Origin of the sequence: Streptomyces sp. NBC_00829, from assembly GCF_045161795.1 — a bacterium.
Lineage (GTDB): Bacteria > Actinomycetota > Actinomycetes > Streptomycetales > Streptomycetaceae > Streptomyces.
Genome location: NZ_CP108867.1, coordinates 3172224 through 3191191, shown reverse-complemented (window position 1 = coordinate 3191191; position 18968 = coordinate 3172224). Strand labels below are relative to the sequence as shown.

At 70.5% G+C, this 18968-nt stretch carries 14 protein-coding genes and 1 riboswitch; of the genes, 6 read left to right on the top strand and 8 right to left on the bottom strand.

The genetic code is table 11. From position 1 onward, the window contains the following. The first annotated feature begins 156 nt into the window (after positions 1-156). Positions 157-678: a DoxX family protein gene (locus OG293_RS13520; RefSeq protein ID WP_405999056.1), complete on the top strand. Its 522-nt coding sequence runs from the start codon at positions 157-159 to the stop codon at positions 676-678. Between the two features lie 168 nt (positions 679-846). Here OG293_RS13520 and OG293_RS13515 read toward each other — a convergent pair whose 3' ends face one another. Then, positions 847-2145 carry a PspC domain-containing protein gene (locus OG293_RS13515; RefSeq protein ID WP_405999055.1) on the bottom strand — a complete coding sequence of 433 codons (1299 nt, stop codon included), beginning with the start codon at positions 2143-2145 and terminating at the stop codon, positions 847-849. 152 nt (positions 2146-2297) lie between these two features. Here OG293_RS13515 and OG293_RS13510 point away from each other — a divergent pair, with 152 nt between their 5' ends. From OG293_RS13510 to OG293_RS13500, 3 genes are all read left to right on the top strand, one after another. Beyond that, complete coding sequence (locus OG293_RS13510) at positions 2298-3590, top strand: PspC domain-containing protein (protein WP_405999054.1); 1293 nt, start codon at positions 2298-2300, stop codon at positions 3588-3590. Next, positions 3587-4282 carry a LuxR C-terminal-related transcriptional regulator gene (locus tag OG293_RS13505; RefSeq protein WP_405999053.1) on the top strand — a complete coding sequence of 232 codons (696 nt, stop codon included), beginning with the start codon at positions 3587-3589 and terminating at the stop codon, positions 4280-4282. The genes OG293_RS13510 and OG293_RS13505 overlap by 4 nt, the downstream gene beginning before the upstream one ends. A gap of 97 nt (positions 4283-4379) precedes the next feature. Next, the gene (locus OG293_RS13500) at positions 4380-5636 is read left to right on the top strand and encodes an alpha/beta hydrolase (protein ID WP_405999052.1); all 1257 of its coding nucleotides are present in this window, start codon (positions 4380-4382) and stop codon (positions 5634-5636) included. Here the strand turns inward: OG293_RS13500 and OG293_RS13495 are convergent. The 3 genes from OG293_RS13495 to OG293_RS13485 form a co-directional block, all read right to left on the bottom strand. Beyond that, complete coding sequence (locus tag OG293_RS13495; protein ID WP_405999051.1) at positions 5625-6380, bottom strand: GNAT family N-acetyltransferase; 756 nt, start codon at positions 6378-6380, stop codon at positions 5625-5627. The two genes, OG293_RS13500 and OG293_RS13495, sit on opposite strands and share 12 nt — an antisense overlap. 93 nt (positions 6381-6473) lie before the next feature. Next, positions 6474-7532: an NlpC/P60 family protein gene (locus OG293_RS13490; RefSeq protein ID WP_405999050.1), complete on the bottom strand. Its 1059-nt coding sequence runs from the start codon at positions 7530-7532 to the stop codon at positions 6474-6476. A gap of 501 nt (positions 7533-8033) precedes the next feature. Further along, the gene (locus tag OG293_RS13485; protein ID WP_405999049.1) at positions 8034-9182 is read right to left on the bottom strand and encodes an NlpC/P60 family protein; all 1149 of its coding nucleotides are present in this window, start codon (positions 9180-9182) and stop codon (positions 8034-8036) included. A gap of 2 nt (positions 9183-9184) precedes the next feature. After that, a riboswitch (cyclic di-AMP (ydaO/yuaA leader) is annotated at positions 9185-9350 on the bottom strand. Between the two features lie 272 nt (positions 9351-9622). On the opposite strand from OG293_RS13485, the gene pcrA reads away from it, so the two are divergent. Beyond that, entirely contained in the window at positions 9623-12064 is a 2442-nt protein-coding gene (pcrA, locus tag OG293_RS13480) for a DNA helicase PcrA (protein ID WP_405999048.1), read from the top strand. A gap of 103 nt (positions 12065-12167) precedes the next feature. Here the strand turns inward: pcrA and OG293_RS13475 are convergent, their stop codons facing one another. Next, positions 12168-13781: a M23 family metallopeptidase gene (locus tag OG293_RS13475; protein ID WP_405999047.1), complete on the bottom strand. Its 1614-nt coding sequence runs from the start codon at positions 13779-13781 to the stop codon at positions 12168-12170. Positions 13782-14086: 305 nt separating this feature from the next. Then, positions 14087-14941 carry an esterase/lipase family protein gene (locus OG293_RS13470; RefSeq protein ID WP_405999046.1) on the bottom strand — a complete coding sequence of 285 codons (855 nt, stop codon included), beginning with the start codon at positions 14939-14941 and terminating at the stop codon, positions 14087-14089. A 383-nt stretch (positions 14942-15324) separates the two neighbouring features. Here OG293_RS13470 and OG293_RS13465 point away from each other — a divergent pair, with 383 nt between their 5' ends. After that, positions 15325-15738: a cobalamin B12-binding domain-containing protein gene (locus tag OG293_RS13465; RefSeq protein ID WP_405999045.1), complete on the top strand. Its 414-nt coding sequence runs from the start codon at positions 15325-15327 to the stop codon at positions 15736-15738. Between the two features lie 182 nt (positions 15739-15920). Here the strand turns inward: OG293_RS13465 and OG293_RS13460 are convergent, their stop codons facing one another. Together OG293_RS13460 and OG293_RS13455 are read right to left on the bottom strand one after the other, a co-directional pair. Next, positions 15921-17567 carry a DUF5691 domain-containing protein gene (locus OG293_RS13460; protein WP_405999044.1) on the bottom strand — a complete coding sequence of 549 codons (1647 nt, stop codon included), beginning with the start codon at positions 17565-17567 and terminating at the stop codon, positions 15921-15923. 16 nt (positions 17568-17583) lie between these two features. Next, the gene (locus OG293_RS13455; RefSeq protein ID WP_405999043.1) at positions 17584-18966 is read right to left on the bottom strand and encodes an SWIM zinc finger family protein; all 1383 of its coding nucleotides are present in this window, start codon (positions 18964-18966) and stop codon (positions 17584-17586) included. Positions 18967-18968 lie beyond the last annotated feature (2 nt).

Here is an 18968-nt window from a genome sequence, read left to right as displayed (position 1 = left end):
CCACCGGATCGGCCCCTCCGGTGCGACCGGCCTACCGGTGGCGATGGACCGATTCACAGCTTCCGGTTGTCACAGTGTGAGCCCGATGACTGGCGAGCGGCAGCGCTTGGTCGTACGTATGGTCAGTTGACGGGTCAACCGAAGGCGGGACCAGTGATGACACACACATATCGGACGACGGCGAACTACGGAACGATCGACGGCGGGCGTGGTGGCTGGCGCGAGCGGGCCAGTCATTACGCCCTGGTACCCCTGCGGATCTTCCTCGGCGTGACCTTCATCTATGCCGGCATCGACAAGCTCACCGACAGCCAGTTCATGGCGGCGAGCGGCGCGGGCTCCATCGGCGATCTGATGCGAAGCGTGCGCGACACGTCCGCCGTGCCCGCCCTGGTCGACCTTGCGCTCAAGAGCCCCGAGGGCTTCGGCTACGCGATCGCCTTCGGTGAGCTCGCCGTCGGCATCGGCACCCTCGTCGGGTTGCTGGCCCGGCTCGCCGCGCTCGGCGGGGCGCTCATCTCGCTGAGCCTGTGGCTGACCGTGAGCTGGCAGACCGAGCCGTACTACTACGGCAACGACCTCGCCTACCTCATGGCCTGGCTGCCGTTGGTGCTCGCCGGGGCCTCGGTGCTCTCCCTCGACGCGATGCTGGCCGCCCGGCGCCGCCGGATGCCGTAGTACACGAGGTTCACCGCCCCGGCCAGGAACAGACCGCCGAAGACGACCGGGAGTACCACGAACCAGGGAGTCCGCCACGAGCCGGCCGCATCGCCCGCGTACAGGAGCGCTGCGGCCAGCACGGCGAGGCCCGCCACCACTTTGCCCGGCTGGAAACCGTGCCGGAATTCACGACGCGGCACGCGTCACCTCCACCTGTCCGATGCCCACTTCGAGATGCAGTTCAAGAGTGCCGGACGGCTTCGCCCCGGCCGGCGGGGGCAGGGTCAGCTCCCGGGTCCGGCCGGCCGCGATGTCGATGTCGTTCGCCCCGTCGGCAGGGAGCCGGATGTCGCCGATGCCCGTCTCGGCCCGCAGCTTCACCAGCGTGTTCCTGGGGATCACGACCTTGAGCTGCCCCGCGCCCACCTCCGCCGCCGTCGACACCGTCTGCCCCTTGGGCACGACGAGCGAGGACAGATCGAGGGTCCCGACCCCCGAGCCCAGTTCGTACCGCTCCTGCACGGCGGCGACCGAGGCCGGCTTCCAGTCCGTGCGCACCCAGTCGGTGGTGATGTCCTTGGGCAGCGCGGCGGCACCCGCCAGCAGCCCCGCCGTGATCGCCGTCATCATGATCGTCCCGAAGCCGGTGCGGCCGAGGAGCGAGCTGACCAGCATGCCGAGCCCGAACACCGCCAGCGCGCAGACCAGCCCGATCTGCAGGCTGGTGCCCAGCGGATGACCGTCCCAGCTCAGCCCGGTGCCCAGTCCGCCCGCGATCAGCGCGAGAAGGAAGACGGTGCCTCCGATCCCGCGCGGGCCGCGTGACGCCGGGGAAGCCGCCGGAGTCCGCCGTGAGGCCGGTACGCCGGGCCTCACGACCGCGTCCTCGGGGCCCCACAGATAGCCGGTCGTCACCGGTCCCGTCGTGCCGTCCTTGACGATCGGGTCCCGCCACCACGAGGGGCTGCCGGGCACGGGCGGTGCCTTCGTCTCGGGCGGGGCCTCGGCCGCCGCGTGCGCCGCCGCCTGGTCCAGCGGAGCGCCGTCGGGCGCGGTGATCCGCCGGCGCTGGGACCACACGGAGGCTCCCACCACCGCGAGCGAGAGCAGGGCCGCGAAGGCGAGCGTCCCGCCGTTGCTCAGCATCGACAGGAAGACTCCGCAGCCGACCAGCGCGAGGAGCACGGCGATCAGCGAGGCGCCGTCGACCCGGCCCGACAGCAGCCTGCGCGCCTCGTTCTCCTCCTCGTCCTCGGCGGGGATCAGCAGCCACGCGAAGCCGTAGAAGATCAGTCCGATGCCGCCGGTCACGGAGAGCACACCGATCACGATCCGGAAGATCACCGGGTCTATGTCGCAGTACCGGCCGAGCCCGCCGCAGACACCGGCCACGACCTTGTGGTTCGGCATGCGGCACAGCTGCTGCGCCCCGGGATGCGTGTCGGGCGGCACATCCGGCTGCGGCGACGTGGTCGGCTGAGTCATACGTCCATGGTGACGGGCCCCGGTCCGCGGCGGCACCCACGCCGACCCTGGCCCTTCCCTGATATCGGCCCCGGCCGCACGGGTCCGGATCAGGGTCGGATTAAGGGACGACCCTGATACCGCGGTCTGCCCCCGCGTGTGACGATCGGGGCATGCCAGTCGCCACGCCCCGACCCGCCGGACCCTCCCGTGCGCCCGCGCCCGAGGACCAGCCGCTGCGCAAGCTCTACCGCAGCGCCGACGGCCGGATGCTCGGCGGTGTGGCCCGCGGACTCGCCGGCCATCTGGGGCTGCCCGTCGTCTGGGTGCGTCTGGTCTTCCTCGGCCTGTTCATGGCCGACGGCCTCGGCGTGCTGCTGTACGCCGTGTTCTGGATCGTGGTCCCGCTCGGTGTCGGCGGCAGGACGGCCGAGCCGCGCTCCGTCTTCGAGCTGACCCCCGACGGAAGACGCCGGCTGCGCAAGCCCGACAGGGGACAGCTCGTCGCGATGGTCGCCCTGATGGTCGGCGCTGCGATCTTCGTCGGCAACGTCAAGATGGGCAGCAACGCCAGCCGCTATGTCTGGCCGATTCTGTTGATCGGCGCCGGTGTGGTGCTGGTGTGGCGGCAGGCGGACAACGCCCGGCGGGCCCGCTGGAGCGAAGTCGGCCGCCGCCGCAGGCTGCTCCAGCTGGGCCGGGCGCTCGCGGGCGTGGCCCTGGTCGGCCTCGGACTGACCGTTTTCATCGTGGTCCGCGGATCGGCCGCGCAACTGGGCAACGTACTGACGGCGGCGATCGCCGTGATCGCCGGAGTCGCGCTGCTCGCCGGACCCTGGCTGGTACGTATGACCCAGGACCTCTCGGAGGAGCGGACGATGCGTATCCGCGCCCAGGAGCGTGCCGAGGTCGCCGCCCATGTCCACGACTCCGTGCTGCACACCCTCACCCTGATCCAGCGGAACGCCGACGACGGCGGCGAGGTGCGCAGGCTCGCCCGCGCCCAGGAGCGCGAACTGCGGAACTGGCTGTACAAGCCCGAGGGCACGGGCAAGGACGAGGACGAGGAACCGGACACCCTGGCCGAGGCGGTGAAGAAGTCGGCCGCGGAGGTCGAGGACAAGCACGGTGTCCCGCTGGAGGTCGTGGTCGTGGGCGACTGCCCGCTGGACGAGAAACTGGTCGCACAGATGCAGGCCGCACGCGAGGCAATGGTCAATGCGGCCAAGTACGGTGGCGAGGGCGGGGCGGTTCAGGTGTTCGCGGAGGTCGAGGGCCGCACGGTTTTCGTCTCCGTGCGGGACAGGGGACCCGGATTCGATCCGGATGCGGTGACCGAAGACCGGATGGGCGTAAGAGAATCGATCATCGGCCGGATGCAGCGCAACGGCGGGACCGCACGGCTTCGCTCGGTGCCCGGCGGGGGCACCGAGGTCGAGCTGGAGATGGAGAGGGCGAGCGAATGACCGAGACCGAGGCTGCTGGAGAGACTGCCGGGCGGCGCGTAAGGGTCGTGCTCGTCGACGACCACCGGATGTTCCGCACCGGCGTGCAGGCCGAGATCGGGCAGACCGACAGCACCGGCGTCGAGGTGGTCGGCGAGGCCGCCGACGTCGACCAGGCGGTCACCGTGATCACGGCGACACGGCCCGAAGTGGTGCTGCTGGACGTGCACCTGCCGGGCGGCGGAGGCGTGGAGGTGCTGCGCCGGTGCGCCGCGCTGATGGCGGCAGCGGAGAATCCCGTCCGGTTCCTGGCGCTGTCCGTCTCGGACGCCGCCGAGGACGTCATCGGCGTGATCAGGGGCGGCGCCCGCGGCTATGTGACCAAGACCATCACGGGCACCGATCTGGTGGACTCCGTCTTCCGGGTGCAGGACGGGGACGCGGTGTTCTCGCCGCGGCTCGCGGGCTTCGTCCTGGACGCCTTCGCCTCGACGGACGCACCTCCCATGGACGAGGACCTCGATCGGCTCACCCAGCGCGAACGTGAGGTTCTGCGGCTGATCGCGCGTGGCTACGCGTACAAGGAAATCGCAAAGCAGCTGTTCATCTCCGTGAAGACCGTGGAGTCACATGTGTCAGCGGTGCTGAGGAAGCTTCAGCTGTCGAACCGTCATGAATTGACCCGATGGGCGACCGCCCGACGTCTGGTCTAGGCTCCGTTGTGAGGTAACTGGTACATGGCCGGGCAACCGACTGCGCCATGTTCACCTCTTGTTTTACGTGATGAATTTGACGGGGCATTCCTTCTTCGTGATCACGATCGTTCTGGTCGTGATCGCCGTACTGCTGCCGCTCCTGTTCTGGAGCCGGCTGGGCGGCCCCGCCATGGTGCGGGCCGCCGGCCGGCTGGTCATGGTGCTGTTCGCTCAGGCCACGGCGGTCCTCGTGGTGTTCGTGGCGGTCAACAACGCCAACGGGCTCTATGACAACTGGGACGATCTGCTCGGCACGTCCAACCATGTCGACCGGGCGGCCGACCTGGGGCCGAACGGCACGGGCAACAAGCCGATCTCCTCCCTGCCCAAGGTGATCCAGAAGTTCGAGAAGGTCGACGACTCCGACCTCGGCAGCGGTCTGGTGCGCACTGAACTCAAGGGGGCCATATCCGGGGTGCAGGGCGAGGTGTACGTCTGGCTGCCGCCGCAGTACAACGACCCGGCCTACCGCACCAAGAAGTTCCCGGTCGTCGAGGTCCTGTCCGGCTTCCCCGGCTCCTCCAAGAACTGGTTCCGGACGCTGAAGTTCCAGAAAAAGGTCGGGCCGCTCATCGAGTCGGGCGAGGTCGCGCCCTTCATCCTGGTCTCGCCCCGGACCATGCTGGGCGACAAGGACACCGGGTACGCGAACATCCCGGGCAAGGTCAACGCGGACAGTTGGCTGACCGTCGACGTCCGCAAGATGGTCGCCGACAACTTCCGGGTGTCGCTGAGCCCTGAGAACTGGGCGATCGCGGGCTACTCGGCCGGCGCGCACGGCGCCGCCAAGCTGGCCCTCGCCCACCCCGACCGTTTCAGCGCGGCCGTCAGCTTCTCCGGTTACAGCGACCCGGCCGCCGAGCACGGATCGCTGACCGCGACGGACCCGAAGCTGCGCCGGGAGAACAACGTCCTGAACATCCTCAAATCCGCGAAGACCCCGCCGCGGGTCTCGCTGCTCGTGACCGGCGAGGGCTGGGACGGCTACCAGCAGGGCCTCGCGCTGCAGCGCGTGGCCAAGCCGCCGACGCGGATCGATCTGCGGGCGACGACCGGCGGGCATGTCACACCGGTGTGGATCAGGCAGCTGCCGTACGCCTTCCAGTGGCTGACGCAGCGCATGCACCTGGCGGACCAGGGCACGGGGAACCAGGGCACGGGGAACCAGGGCACGGCGAACGCGGGTGCGGCGAGCGCGGGCACGGGGAACCAGGGCACGGCGAACGCGGGTGCGGAGAAGCGGGGCACGGGGAGGCAGGGCACGGCGCATCCGGACGACCAGGCGGCCGGCGGCACCCGTCTACTGGAGTGACATGTCGGTCTTGACGGCGATCCGCCGGTAGCCGATCCCGGCGTAGATCCGCTCGACGTCCGCGTCGCCCGGCTCCAGCCACACCATGCGGCAGCCACGCTCGAATGCCCTCGCCGTCAGATACGAGGAGAGGGCGGCGCCGATACCGCGGCGGCGGTGCGAGGCGGCGACCGCCAGACCACACAGCTCGCTCAGCCCGTCGACCGGGATGGAACAGCCACCCGCGCCGACCGCGCCCCCGTCCGTGTCGTCCGTGGCGATGCCCGCGACACCGCCGCCCGCCCGAGCCTGACGCAGCCAGTCGATCTCGCCCTCGGTCGGCTCACCGCTCTCGCCGTACGCGAGATGTTGCACACCGGCCGCGGCCGTGTATCCGGCCAGGTCATGGGGCTCGCCGAGGGTGATTCCGGCGGCTGGGGGCGGCTCGACGAGGGAGCCGGGGGCGCAGGCGAGAAGCGGGGCGCGCCTGTCGACCGTGAACCCGGCGTCGGCCAGTGCCGGCTCGACCTCGGGCGCGCAGGACGGCAGGAACTCAAGCCGCGGGGTCCGCTCCCGTTCGCGGAAGACGGCGATCAGGGCCGCGACCTCAGCGGCGGTCGGCTCGGCGCCCTGGTCGGGTATCGCGTAATTGGCGGGCGGGATGGCCCAGTCGGGGTTGTAGCGGATCGTGAAGGGGCCCACCCGCACGTGGTCGGGTGAGCGGAGCGTGAGGCTGCGTACGTAGTTCTGGACGTCGACGTCCACGTCGGACTCCTGCCGCGCTCGGGAACTCGGGATGCCGCGGATCTTACGCGGGCATGCCATGCGGAGCCGGGCGGGAGAAGAGTGCGCGGGGCGTCACGCGGGACGGGTCGCTCCGGCGAAGGGCATCTCGTCGAGCGGCGCGACCCGCACGGGAGCCCCGGGCCGGGGCGCGTGGATCATCTGGCCGCCGCCGATGTAGAGACCGACATGGCTGATGCCGGAGTAGAAGAACACCAGGTCACCGGGGGCGAGTTGGGAGCGCGGCACCCGGCCGCCCGCGTTGATCTGGGTGTAGGTGGTGCGCGGCAGCGACACGCCGGCGGAACGCCAGGCGGCCTGGGTGAGACCGGAGCAGTCGAAGGATTCGGGTCCCGTCGCGCCCCAGACGTACGGCTTGCCAAGTGCGCCGTAGGCGTACGCGACTGCCTGTGCGGCACGGGAGTTGGGGGCCTGGAGGGAGCCGCGGGGGGCCGATGAGCGGTCGGCTCGGGCACCCGCCGCCGACGCGTCGGGGCCGTCCGCGCTGTCGTAGGAGGCGCGCTGCTCGGCGGTGAGCCGGGCCAGCAGGCGCTGAGCGGCCGCGAGCTTGTCCTGGACGGTGTTCTTGTGCCGGGCGAGCTCGGTCTGCCGGTCGTTGAGCGCGGTCATCCGCTCGCCCGCCTCGGCTTTCAGCCGGGCGATCTCCACCAGTTGCCGGTGCACTCCGGCGATGGCGTCCGCCTGCCGGATGCCGGCCCGCTCGGCGAGCGCGGCCCGCTCCAGATACTCGTCGGGGTCCGACGTGAGCGCGAGCTGGAGCCCGGGGTCGATACCTCCGGCGCGGTACTGAGCGGTGGCGATCGAACCGAGCGCGTTGCGCGAGGTGTTGAGCCGCTCAGTCCTGCGGGTGGCCTCGTCGCGCAGCTCGTCCAGTGAGCCGCGGGCGGACGCGGTCTGCTCCTTGGCCCCGTTGTACTTCTCGGTGGCCTCCTCGGCCTCCTGGTAGAGCCGGTCGACCTTGGTCTTGATCTGCGCGGGGGTGAGAGAGGGCTCGGCATACCCGGTGCCCTCGAATGCGGTCGCGGCTGCGGCACCCGCGAGCGCAAGCGTGACGGCGGTCCGGGCAGCAGGCCCGGTGAGCGGATGCTGCTTCGGTTTCCGGTGCGAAGCCACGGGGGCGTCCACGTCCTTCCGTCGTCCCTGCGGTCCGAGCCTCCGACGGCGGTCCGCACAGGGGGAGCGGTCCGCCGCCGGATCTCTCGGCGGTGGTGATCGGCTGCCGCCCGGGAGCCCGGCGGCGGTGGGGAGTCGGTCACCTGAGGGAGGACGCTAAGCCTGAGGGTCGCGGACATGCGGTGTAAGGACCGAAAGTGCCCGAAGGTGGACGGTCACGAGCGTTTCTGAGAACGGGACTGCGGTCACGGTCGCCCATCCCTGTGCCGCTGCGACCGATGCGGCGGATGAGGCACTGTTGCCGGGAGTGCGGTGGTATGGCGGGAGTGAGGCCTCGGACGTGAACGCCGGAGCGGGGCGCGGACGCCGGAGCGGGGCGCGGACGCCGGAACCGGGACGTGAACGCCGGAGCGGGGCGCGGACGCCGGAACGCCCGGACGCGCATCCGCGTCCGGGCGTTCCGGGCCCATCTCCGTTCCTGCGCCGCCGCCTCGCCGACGATCAGGCGGGACGCACGCTCCCGTAGATCGGCATGTAGTAGATCGACTCCTCGCGCACGTTCGCCCCGGGCTTGGGTGCGTGGATCATCTTGCCGTTGCCGATGTAGATGCCGACGTGGCTGATGTCGTCGTAGAAGAAGACCAGGTCGCCCGGGAGCAGGTCCTTCGTCTCGACGCGCTTGCCGACCTTCACCTGGTCCCAGGTGGTGCGCGGCAGGTCCACGCCCGCGGCCTTCCAGGCGGCCTGGGTCAGTCCCGAGCAGTCGTACGAACTCGGCCCCGTCGCACCCCAGACGTACGGCTTGCCCATCTGGGCGCGGGCGAAGGCGAGAACCTTGTCGGCCTTGGCCGTGTACGAGCCGTCGGCGGAACCGGAACCCGTCCCCGTGTCCCCGTCCTGGCCGCCGCCCTCCTTCTTCTTGCGCGCGGCCTCGGCCCTGGCGCGGGCCTCGGCCTCCGCTTTCTCCTGGGCTTTACGCCGGGCCTCTTCCTGCTTCTCCCGCTCGAGCGCGGCGAGCCGTGCCTTCTCCTCGGCCGTCAGCTTCGACAGCAGCGACCGGGCCTCGGCGAGCTTCGTCTGGACTTCCTGCTTGCTGGTGCGCAGGGCCTCCTGCGAGTCGGTGAGCGACTCCAGGCTCTTGGTGGCCCGCGCGCGCTGCTTGGCGGCGGCGGCCTGCTCGGTCTCGTAGTCGGTGACGGCCACGCGCTGACGGTCGGTCATCCGGCTCATCAGCTGGGTCTGGTCGAAGTACGACTCGGGGCTGTCCGCGAAGAGCAGCGCGGCGGTCGGTGTGACCGCGCCGGTGCGGTACTGCGCGGCCGCGAACGAGCCGAGCGCCCGGCGGGACTCGTTGAGCTTGTCCGTGCGCTTGGCGGTGTCGTCGAGGAGCTTGTCGACCTCGCGCCGCTTCTCGTCGGTGGACTCCTTGGCCTTGTTGTAGTTCTCGGTCGCGGTGCCGGCCTGCCGGTAGAGATCGTCGACCTTCTTCTGCACCTCCTCGACGGAGGGCTTCGGCTCGGCGGGCGAGGCGTCGGCGCTCTGCGTCGACAGCAGCGAGACGGAGGCGAGGGCGGCCGTCGTGAATCCGACGGCTGGGGAGGTCTTTACGGTTCGACTTCGCGCTTTGCGATGCGACGCCAAGGCCGACATCTCCTTCTTCCGTGGACCGCCTACCGGGTTAGCTGTCGGGTTCGGGCGGAACGGAAGATCGCCCTACGGACCGGATGGAGTCACGGTCCGATTCACCCCAGGTCGTGCATGGTGGGTCCCCGGTTCCGAACTCCCCTGCGGAAAGTCCGGATTCGGCGCAGGCCGCCCGATGTGACGTGGATCGCCAGGGGGGTACGGGCTGCCTGATCGAGCACGGTAGCCAACTCGTATGGTTGCTGTGAAGGTTGATGTTCGATTTGTCCGATACATTTTCGTGACATGAGTGATCCATGGAGCGTTGTGTTCCGGCTGATGACCTGGTGGCATCGTTTCGTCACGGAGGGTTGCCCGGTGGCCGCCGGGTCCGGGCAGCGTCGGATTCCGGCCGTATCCCGATGCGGCGGCAAGCTGTCAGTGCGGCGGCCTAGACTCGTAGAGCGATGAGCAGCCTCTTTGACGACAGCTTCCTGGCGGACCTCCAGCCCAGCTCGGAGCACCCTCCGCCGCCGCCCGAGGATTCGGCCCAGGAGGAGATCCCCGACGATCTCTTCCAGGGTGCGTTCGACGTGCCCCCGGCCCGGGATCCGTACCACCGCGACGGCGCTCCGCGCACCGTCGTGGACCCGGCCGCCCTGCTGGAAGGGCTGAACGAACAGCAGCGCGCCGCCGTCGTGCACACCGGTTCGCCCCTGCTCATCGTCGCCGGAGCCGGCTCGGGCAAGACGCGCGTGCTGACCCACCGCATCGCTCATCTGCTGGGCACCCGCAGCGTCCACCCCGGTCAGATACTGGCGATCACCTTCACCAACAAGGCCGCCGGCGAGATGAAGGAGCGCGTCGAGCAGCTCGTCGGCCCGCGCGCCAACGCCATGTGGGTGATGACCTTCCACAGCGCGTGCGTGCGCATCCTGCGCCGCGAGTCCAAGAGGCTGGGCTTCACCTCGTCGTTCTCGATCTACGACGCGGCGGATTCCAAGCGGCTGATGGCGCTCGTCTGCCGTGATCTGGACCTCGACCCCAAGAAGTTCCCCCCGAAGTCCTTCAGCGCCAAGATCTCGAATCTGAAGAACGAGCTGATCGACGAGGAGACCTTCGCCGACCAGGCCGTGGACGGCTTCGAGAAGACGCTGGCCGAGGCGTACCGCATGTACCAGGCGCGGCTGCGCGAGGCCAACGCCCTGGACTTCGACGACATCATCATGACGACGGTGCATCTGCTCCAGGCGTTCCCCGACGTCGCCGAGCACTACCAGCGCCGCTTCCGGCACGTGCTGGTCGACGAGTACCAGGACACCAACCACGCTCAGTACACACTCGTGCGCGAGCTGGTGGGCACGGGCCAGGAGGATCTGCCCCCTGCCGAACTGTGCGTCGTCGGTGACGCGGACCAGTCGATCTACGCCTTCCGGGGCGCGACCATCCGCAACATCCTCCGGTTCGAGGAGGACTACCCGGACGCGACGACGATCCTGCTGGAGCAGAACTACCGCTCGACGCAGACGATCCTCTCCGCCGCCAACGCCGTCATCGAGCGGAACGAAAGCCGCCGACCCAAGAACCTGTGGACGAACGCCGGGGCGGGCGCCCAGATCACCGGCTATGTCGCCGACACCGAGCACGACGAGGCGCAGTTCGTCGCCGACGAGATCGACCGGCTCACGGACGCGGGTGACGCCAAGGCCGGTGACGTCGCCATCTTCTACCGTACGAACGCCCAGTCCCGAGTCTTCGAAGAGATCTTCATCCGCGTCGGCCTGCCGTACAAGGTCGTCGGCGGAGTGCGCTTCTACGAGCGCAAGGAGGTCCGGGACGTCCTCGCCTATCTGCGGGTCCTCGCCAACCCCGAGGACAATGTGCCCCTGCGCCGCATCCTGAATGTCCCCAAGCGCGGCATCGGCGACCGCGCCGAGGCGATGATCGACGCGCTCGCGCTGCGCGAGAAGATCACCTTCCCGCAGGCGCTGCGCCGCGTCGACGAGGCGTACGGCATGGCGGCCCGCTCCGCCAACGCCGTCAAGCGCTTCAACGTCCTCATGGAGGAGCTGCGCACGGTCGTCGACTCGGGCGCGGGCCCGGCGGTGGTGCTGGAGGCCGTCCTGGAGCGGACCGGGTATCTCGCCGAGCTCCAGGCGTCGACCGACCCGCAGGACGAGACGCGCATCGAGAACCTTCAGGAACTGGCCGCGGTCGCGCTTGAGTTCGAGCAGGAACGCGCGGAGGAGGAGGGTGCGGGCACCCTCGCCGAGTTCCTGGAGAAGGTCGCGCTCGTCGCCGACTCCGACCAGATCCCCGACGAGGACGAGGACGGCTCCGGCGTCATCACGCTGATGACCCTGCACACGGCCAAGGGCCTTGAGTTCCCCGTGGTGTTCCTGACGGGCATGGAGGACGGTGTCTTCCCGCACATGCGCGCCCTGGGGCAGGCCAAGGAGCTGGAGGAGGAGCGGCGGCTGGCGTACGTCGGCATCACCCGCGCCCGGGAGCGGCTCTATCTGACGCGGTCGTCGTTGCGCAGCGCCTGGGGCCAGCCCTCGTACAACCCGCCGTCGCGGTTCCTGGAGGAGATCCCGGACCGGCACCTGCAGTGGAAGCGGACCGGACCGATGGCCGCGCCCGCGGGCCCGACCTCCGGTATCACTTCGTCGCTGTCCTCGTCCCGTTCGAGGTCGGGCGGCGGCGCGTCGGGATTCGCCACGCGGCGTGCGAGCGACAAGCCGGTGATCTCGCTTGCGGTCGGCGACCGGGTCACGCACGACCAGTTCGGCCTGGGGACCGTGGTGGGAGTGACGGGTTCGGGTTCGGACGCTCAGGCGACGATCGACTTCGGCGACACGAAGCCGAAGCGGCTGCTGTTGCGTTACGCGCCGGTCGAGAAGCTCTGACGGCCGCTGCCGTCACGGCCGATGGCTTCCCGGCCGGGTCCTGTGACAGGGGCCCGCACCGGGGGGCCGAGGCCTGTCGTCCGGGAAGAGGCGGAGCCGTCGTTTAGGTGGGGTCCAGGCCGTGGCTGCGGAGCCAAGGCAGCGGGTCGATCGCCGAGCCGCCGCCGGGCCGGACCTCGAAGTGGAGGTGCGGGCCGGTGGAGTTGCCGGAGTTGCCCGAGTAGGCGATGACATCGCCGGCCTTGACCGAGCCGGACCGGATCTTGGTGCTGCTGAGGTGGCAGTACCAGGTCTCGGTGCCGTCGGGGGCGGTCACGATCGCCATGTTGCCGTAGGCGCTGTTCCACTGCGTACGGACGGTGCCGTCGGTCGCGGCCATCACCTTGGTGCCGTACGACACCGGGAAGTCGATGCCCGTGTGCACGGACATCCAGTTGACGCCGGCCTGGCCGTAGTAGGCGCTCAGGCCCTCCTGCTTCACCGGCAGTACGAACTTGGGGCGCAGTGCCTCGCGGCGCTTGGCCTCGTCCTCACGTTTCTGCTTCTCCGCCTCCTGGCGCGCCTTCAGATCGATGCGCTCCTGGGTACGGGACGCGCGGTCGCCGAAGTCACGGGCGTCGGCGCTGAGGGCGGCGAGCTGCGTGTCCATCTTGTTGTTCGCCGCGACGGGCTGGACGGAGGACGGATCCGCGGCTGCGAGGCTGGTGGCGTCGTTCTTGTCGGCTCCGGTGCCGAGACCGCCGACGGACGCGGCGGCGACGCCGGCAACGCCCATTACACAGGCCGAAGGGACGGCGACCGTCAGGAGTGCCGAACGCTTGGCGGGGGTACGGCGACGTCCGCGGCTTCCGCCGGAACGGCGGACAGGACGGGCGGTGGCGACTGCGGCGATCGGCTCGGGAGCCCGGTCTTCCTGGGCTGACTCGGACTCGGCGCCGTCGGTTTCCTCGGGCTCGGCCTCGATGTCGAATTCGGCGTCGGGACCGGCCTGGGAGTCGAGCTCGGGCTCGGCCTCGAACTGGACCGCCTCGAAGTCCACTGCCTTGAAGTCCACTGCCTCGAAGTCGACCGTCTCGAACTGGGCCGTCTCGAACTGCTCCGTCTCGAACTGGGCCGTGAATTCCGGCTGGAAGTCCTGCGAGAAGTCCTGCTGGGACTCGGAAGGGGCGCTCTCGTACTCCGAGGCTGCCGCCTGGTGGCCGGGCTCGTGGCCGAACTCCTGGAGATGCTCGTGCTCCGGAGTGAACTGCTGCGGTACGACGGCTTCCGCGCCCGTGTTCCAGGCCGTGGCGTCGTACGTTCCGGTCTCGTTGGCGGGCACCGCCCACTGGCCGGTCGCGCCGTACGCGAACGTCGCCGCGGCCGTCTCGAACTGACCCGTCTGGTTGGCCTGGTTCCAGGCGCTCGCGTCCCACTGGCCGGTCGTGTCGTACTGCGCCGCCGAGGTTTCGTACGGACCGGTGGTGTCGTACTGCGGGAATTGCTGCGTCTGCTGCGGGTGTTGAGCCTGCGCGTGCTGCTCGACCGGCTGCGCGTCGTAGGTGCCGTAGCCGGAGGTCGTGTGCGACCCGGTGTCCCACTGGGTGCTGTCGTACTGGCCGCTGTGGCCCGCTTCGTAGTTCCCCGGGAGCGCGCCGAACAGCGGGTCGGTGTCGAAGCTGCCCGTGGCGTACCCGTCGTATCCGACGTACCCGGCGTGGGTGTGCTGGTCGTTCACCAACTTCTCTCTCGCCTCGGCAGCAGGACCTGGGTTCTGGGGCGCCGCGGGGGAGCGGGGGTCCCAGAGGGAAAGCAGTGGCGTGACTGTACCCGGCGGTACGCGATGGCGACAATCTTCAGCAGGTTTTAAGGAATCAGGAAACGGGCATTCGGCCGTCTTTCGGCGGTCTGCGGACACACCTTTGGCCTTACGTTCGAAAAGCGTTCGATCCGCGGCTGCCTTCCGGGGCCACGTCCGGGCGCCGGTCGCCGAGTCGGCCCGGCGCCTGACCGACGTCGGTCAGGCGCCGGACCGGGCGACGGTCAGGCGACGGAGACCGCTCCCGATGCGCCCGTCGCCGACTCGCTCGACTCAAGCGCCTGCCGGATGCCGACCGCGACGGCGGGATGCACCGGAAGTGCGAGATGTCCGATTCCGCTGACGCGGACGTTCTCGGCGATGAGGTCGGGGTGGTCGATGCAGGCCGTCTCGATGGGGACCATGATCTGGTCGAGATCGCTCCAGAAGCTCACGAACCGGGTGCGGCAGCCGGGCGCGGGCAGCCTCAGCTCCTCGATCACGGGAGAGCCGGGCCGCATCTGGCGCACGATCGGGTGCGCACTGGCGAGCGGGGCGACCTTGGTGCCCGAATGCGGTGTACCGAGCGTGACCAGGGTGCGTACGCGCTCGTCGCCGCCCAGGCGCTGGATGTAGTACCGGGCGATCAGGCCGCCGAGGCTGTGCCCGACGATGTCGACCTCGCTCCGGCCCGTGCGGGCGCAGATCTGCTCTATGTGGCGTCCCAGCAGCTCGGCCGCGGCGCGGATGTCGCAGGTCAGCGGGGAGTAATTGAGGCACTCCAAATGCTCCCGGCCGTGCTTGGCGAGGGTGCGGCGCAGCAGGACGAACACGGAGCGGTTGTCCACAAAGCCGTGCAGGAGGACGACGGGCGGATGATCGGGGCCGGCGGTCGGGAGGACGGTCGCGCCGTCCGGGTGGGGGTCCGGGCCCGGGAACGGGGGGCGGGCGGGGCGCTCCGGGGTGAGTCCGGAGGGGTAGAGGAGCAGATGCCCGGCGAGGATGGCCAGCTCCAGGGCGGTGGCGCGGAGTAGTGCGGCGGATAGGTGCAGCTGGCGGACCGGGCGCAGACTCAGTGGAAAGAAGGACAGAACCTTCATGGCCGACCTCCCGTGCGGCACGCGGGAGACGGCTCCGGCCCCCGTGTGCCCTCGTGGGTCGCTGCTTCAGTCACTGTGCGGCTCTGTGCCCGCGACGGGCCGGAACCGAACGGTGTCGCACCCTCGTGCCGCGCGGCTGACGGCACGGTGGTACGACCCTGGAGCAGCTTCCCTTGCGACCGTGCCTGCGGTCGTGCGGCTTGTGCGCCGCCTGATGCGGGTACGACGCTTGGCGAACTTGTCCCACGTGTGATTTCCCCCTCGGTATCCACCGCGAAACGGCCGGTTGCGGGATGCTGGAGATAACGTTCGTTCACTTCCCCGCCCATTTGCTGGTGCGGGACCCGTGCCCATGGCGGCGCAGTCGGTATGTGGAGGCAGTGATGGGTGTGACCGGTCCGATCCGTGTGGTGGTGGCCAAGCCGGGTCTCGACGGCCACGATCGCGGGGCCAAAGTGATCGCGCGGGCCCTGCGTGACGCGGGCATGGAGGTCATCTACACCGGACTCCACCAGACCCCGGAGCAGATCGTGGACACGGCGATCCAGGAGGATGCGGACGCGATCGGCCTCTCGATCCTCTCGGGCGCCCACAACACGCTGTTCGCGAAGGTGATCGGGCTCCTGAAGGAGCGCGAGGCGGAGGACATCAAGGTCTTCGGTGGCGGGATCATCCCCGAGGCGGACATTGCGCCGCTGAAGACGCTGGGTGTGGCGGAGATCTTTACGCCGGGCGCGACGACCACGTCGATCGTTGACTGGGTCAACGCAAACGTGCGGCAGCCCGCGGGAGCCTGACGGGGTCCGCCCCTGGACCCCGGGGTCACGAGCTCCCGGGGCCCGGGGGGTGCCTGGTGAGTGCACCTCCCGCTATCGAACATACGTTCCCTGGCGGTGTGCTCCGAGCGGCTCCAGGGTCCTTCGGTCGCCTCGGCCGCGGTTGGTGCTCGAACCGCGGCCGGTCTCCGGGGCCACCGCGCTCAGCTGTGGGGCGTCGGTCCGGGAGGGGGTGGGGTGGGGGAGCCGCCCTCCAGCTCCAGCCTCATCGCCGCCCGCAGCCTGAGCGTCGACACCAGTCTCTGGAACGCCTCCGACCAGTACCCTCCCGCCCCTGGTGACGCTCCTTCCGTCTCGTCGGGTGTCGCCGTCAGCAGCTCCAGGCGGCCAGCCTCCGCCGGGTCCAGGCAGCGTTCGGCCAGGCCCATCACGCCGCTGAAGCTCCATGGGTAGCTCCCGGCGTCCCGGGCGATGTCCAGCGCGTCCACCACCGCGCGGCCCAGCGGCTCGGCCCAGGGCAGCGCGCAGACACCGAGGAGCTGGAAAGCCTCCGACAGGCCGTGCGCGGCGATGAACTCCGCCACCCATGCGGCCCTCTCGTCCGCCGGCAGCGTCGCGAGCAGCTGCGCCCGCTCGGCGAGGGACGATGTGCCCGGCCCGGTCTCGGGCGGGGTGGCCGGCGCGCCGAGGAGCGCGCGGGACCACTCGGCGTCCTGCTGCCGCACCGCGGCCCGGCACCACGCCGCGTGCAGTTCCTGTCTCCAGCCCTCGGCGACGGGCAGCGCGACGATGTCGGCGGCCGTGCGTCCACCGAGCCGTCCCGGCCAGGCGGAGAGCGGGGCCGCTTGCACCAACTGGCCCAGCCACCATGATCGTTCGCCTCGGCCCGACGGCGGGCTGGGTACGACTCCGTCGCGCTGCATGTCCGTATCGCATTCGTGCGGCGCCTCGACGGAGATCGACGCGGCACCTTCGCTGCGGTCGAGGCTGACGCACGACGAGGCCCGTGCCGCCATCCGTCCCGCGAGGGCGGAGTGCGGCAGCGCGGAGAGCAGTTCCGCGGCGGTGGCACGGACATTGCGGCTGCGGTCGGTGAGGGCCGTTTCCAGGAAGGGCTCGTCCGCGTCGGACAGCCCCGCACGCAGTGAGTCGAGGAACATCAGCCGGTCCTCGGCACGCTCCGTGGCCCAGGTCGCGCTGAGCAGTTCCAGCGCCGCGGCGGCGTCCCGCACCCGCACCGCGGCCAACAGCGAGACCCGCTCGGCGAACAGGCCCTCGTCCCACAGACGTTGGACCGCCTCCGCGTCCTCGGTGTCCGGCAGCGCGGATGCGCCGGACGCGCCGCGCAACGCGTACTTCCAGTCGGGGTTCAGACGGGCGAGCCACAGCCCGCGCGATCCGGCGAAGGCGAGGGCCTGCGGACGCAGGTCCGTACGCGCACGGGCCGCCTCCAGCAGCGAGGGCAGCAGCGACGGCGGAGCCTGGTAGCTGTGTTCGTTGGCCGTGGCGAGCCACTGGGGGAGCAGCTCGGTCAGGTCCGGTGCCGTGCCGCGCCGACCGCCCGCGGGGGAGGGGGCGGAGCGGTCGGCCAGCAGCTGCGCCAGTCGGCGCCGGGCAGCGCCGGGCAACTGCGGGCGTACGTCGTGCGGTGCGGGTTCGAGGCGGGGCGCGGCGGGGGCGGGCAGCAGCCCCGCCCGGCGCCGCACGGTGTGGACCACGGCGGCGTCCAGCAGCGCGGCGGGCGTGTCCTTGCCCGAGGTCAGGACGCCGTCCGGCGGTGTGCGGCGGTCGGTGCCGAGAAGAGCCGTGGTGACGAGGTCTTCCCAGGGCGAGGTGGTGGTGCCGGTCATGGAAACCTCCGTACGTTCAGATGAGCGGGACCGTCCCGGACCCGTCCTCGGACCAGGCGGTGAGCGGTGAGAAGCCCTGGTGGCCGCATTCGCCGAACACGGTGACCGGGCCGCCGCCGGATATCGCGACGAGCTTCATCAACCCGGACCTGCCGAGCGCGGCGGGAGCGACGGGCAGGGCCGTCTCGCCGTCGGCGTCGGCCAGTTGCCACCCGGTGTCCGTCGGCAGGGGCACGACGCGGCTCAGCGTCACCGGCCAGGAGTCCAGCCAGGGGTCGTCCCGCAGAGCCTGCCCGTACGCGTCCAGGGCCGCGACGGTCGGGCCGCCCGGCGGTGGCGAGGCGATCGGGGCCGGCCCACCGAACTGTTGGCCCAGGTCGGCCCGTAGTGTCCCCGCGCCCGGGTACCACCGGAGCTCGGCGTCGATCATCAGCCCCACCGGAAGGGCCTGCTGCGGTGAGCGGCCGGCCGCTCCGAAGGAGAGCAGCAGAGCTGTGCGCCCCGACTCCCGGCCGTACAGCCAGATGCGGCGTGTGGTGATCTTGCCGTCGGAGGAGTCGTACTGAGCGAGGATCAGCCAGTCGTCCCTGACCGGCGCGCCCTCGGCGGGCAGACTGAGGCCGACTCGCGTGCGGACCGTGGCCGCGAGCGGCTGAGGCAGCCGCTCGATCCCCAGCCAGGCCGTGTCCAGCAGATGGATCAGCGCGCACTCTTCGAGCAGCCGCACCGGCCACCCGGGTCCGGAGCCGGGTATCGAGCCCAACTCGCGCACCCGGCCGGCCAGTCCGGGAGCCTGAGCGTCGACCATGCGGGCCGCGGTCTCCTCCCACAGGCCGTATCCCGACTGCTCAGCCGTCGCCAGCCCACCGCGCAGCAGATCGGCGAGCCGCCGCTCCAACTCGCCCGCGCCCGCCGTGATCCGCCCGGCGCGGCGCTCGGCCCTGCGCCTGGAAGCCTCCGGATCGGCCCTCTTCGCGGCCTGTCCCGCACCCGCTCCGCCCTGTTCCCTGTCCCCGGCGCGCTCCCTGCGTCCTTCCAGCCACTCCTCGGCCCAGTCCGGGGTGCCGGACACCGGGACGGCTGCCTCGTCGGCCGCCCAGAGCAGCAGCAGTCCCAGCGCGTGCTTGCACGGGAACTTACGGCTCGGACAACTGCACTTGTATGCAGGGCCTTTGGTGTCGACGACGGTCTGGTACGGCTTGCTTCCGCTGCCTTTGCACAGGCCCCACACGGCCCCCGAGGCGCTGCGGCCCGCACCGGACCAGGGCCCGGCCGCGCCGAGTCTGTTTCCCGCCTTGCGTGACGCATCGTCAGGAGCCAGTGCCAGCACCTGTTCCGACGTCCAGCGCACCTCTTGCCCGGAGAGGTTCGGGGGCTCTTCCCCATTGGATAGCAGCATGG

Bases quoted from the DNA above. Each gene is read 5' to 3' on its own strand.
- OG293_RS13520 (WP_405999056.1), top strand. From the start codon at position 157: ATGACACACACATATCGGACGACGGCGAACTACGGAACGATCGACGGC.
- OG293_RS13515 (WP_405999055.1), bottom strand. From the start codon at position 2,145: ATGACTCAGCCGACCACGTCGCCGCAGCCGGATGTGCCGCCCGACACG.
- OG293_RS13510 (WP_405999054.1), top strand. From the start codon at position 2,298: ATGCCAGTCGCCACGCCCCGACCCGCCGGACCCTCCCGTGCGCCCGCG.
- OG293_RS13505 (WP_405999053.1), top strand. From the start codon at position 3,587: ATGACCGAGACCGAGGCTGCTGGAGAGACTGCCGGGCGGCGCGTAAGG.
- OG293_RS13485 (WP_405999049.1), bottom strand. From the start codon at position 9,182: ATGTCGGCCTTGGCGTCGCATCGCAAAGCGCGAAGTCGAACCGTAAAG.
- pcrA (WP_405999048.1), top strand. From the start codon at position 9,623: ATGAGCAGCCTCTTTGACGACAGCTTCCTGGCGGACCTCCAGCCCAGC.
- OG293_RS13470 (WP_405999046.1), bottom strand. From the start codon at position 14,941: ATGAAGGTTCTGTCCTTCTTTCCACTGAGTCTGCGCCCGGTCCGCCAG.
- OG293_RS13465 (WP_405999045.1), top strand. From the start codon at position 15,325: ATGGGTGTGACCGGTCCGATCCGTGTGGTGGTGGCCAAGCCGGGTCTC.
- OG293_RS13460 (WP_405999044.1), bottom strand. From the start codon at position 17,567: ATGACCGGCACCACCACCTCGCCCTGGGAAGACCTCGTCACCACGGCT.
- OG293_RS13455 (WP_405999043.1), bottom strand. From the start codon at position 18,966: ATGCTGCTATCCAATGGGGAAGAGCCCCCGAACCTCTCCGGGCAAGAG.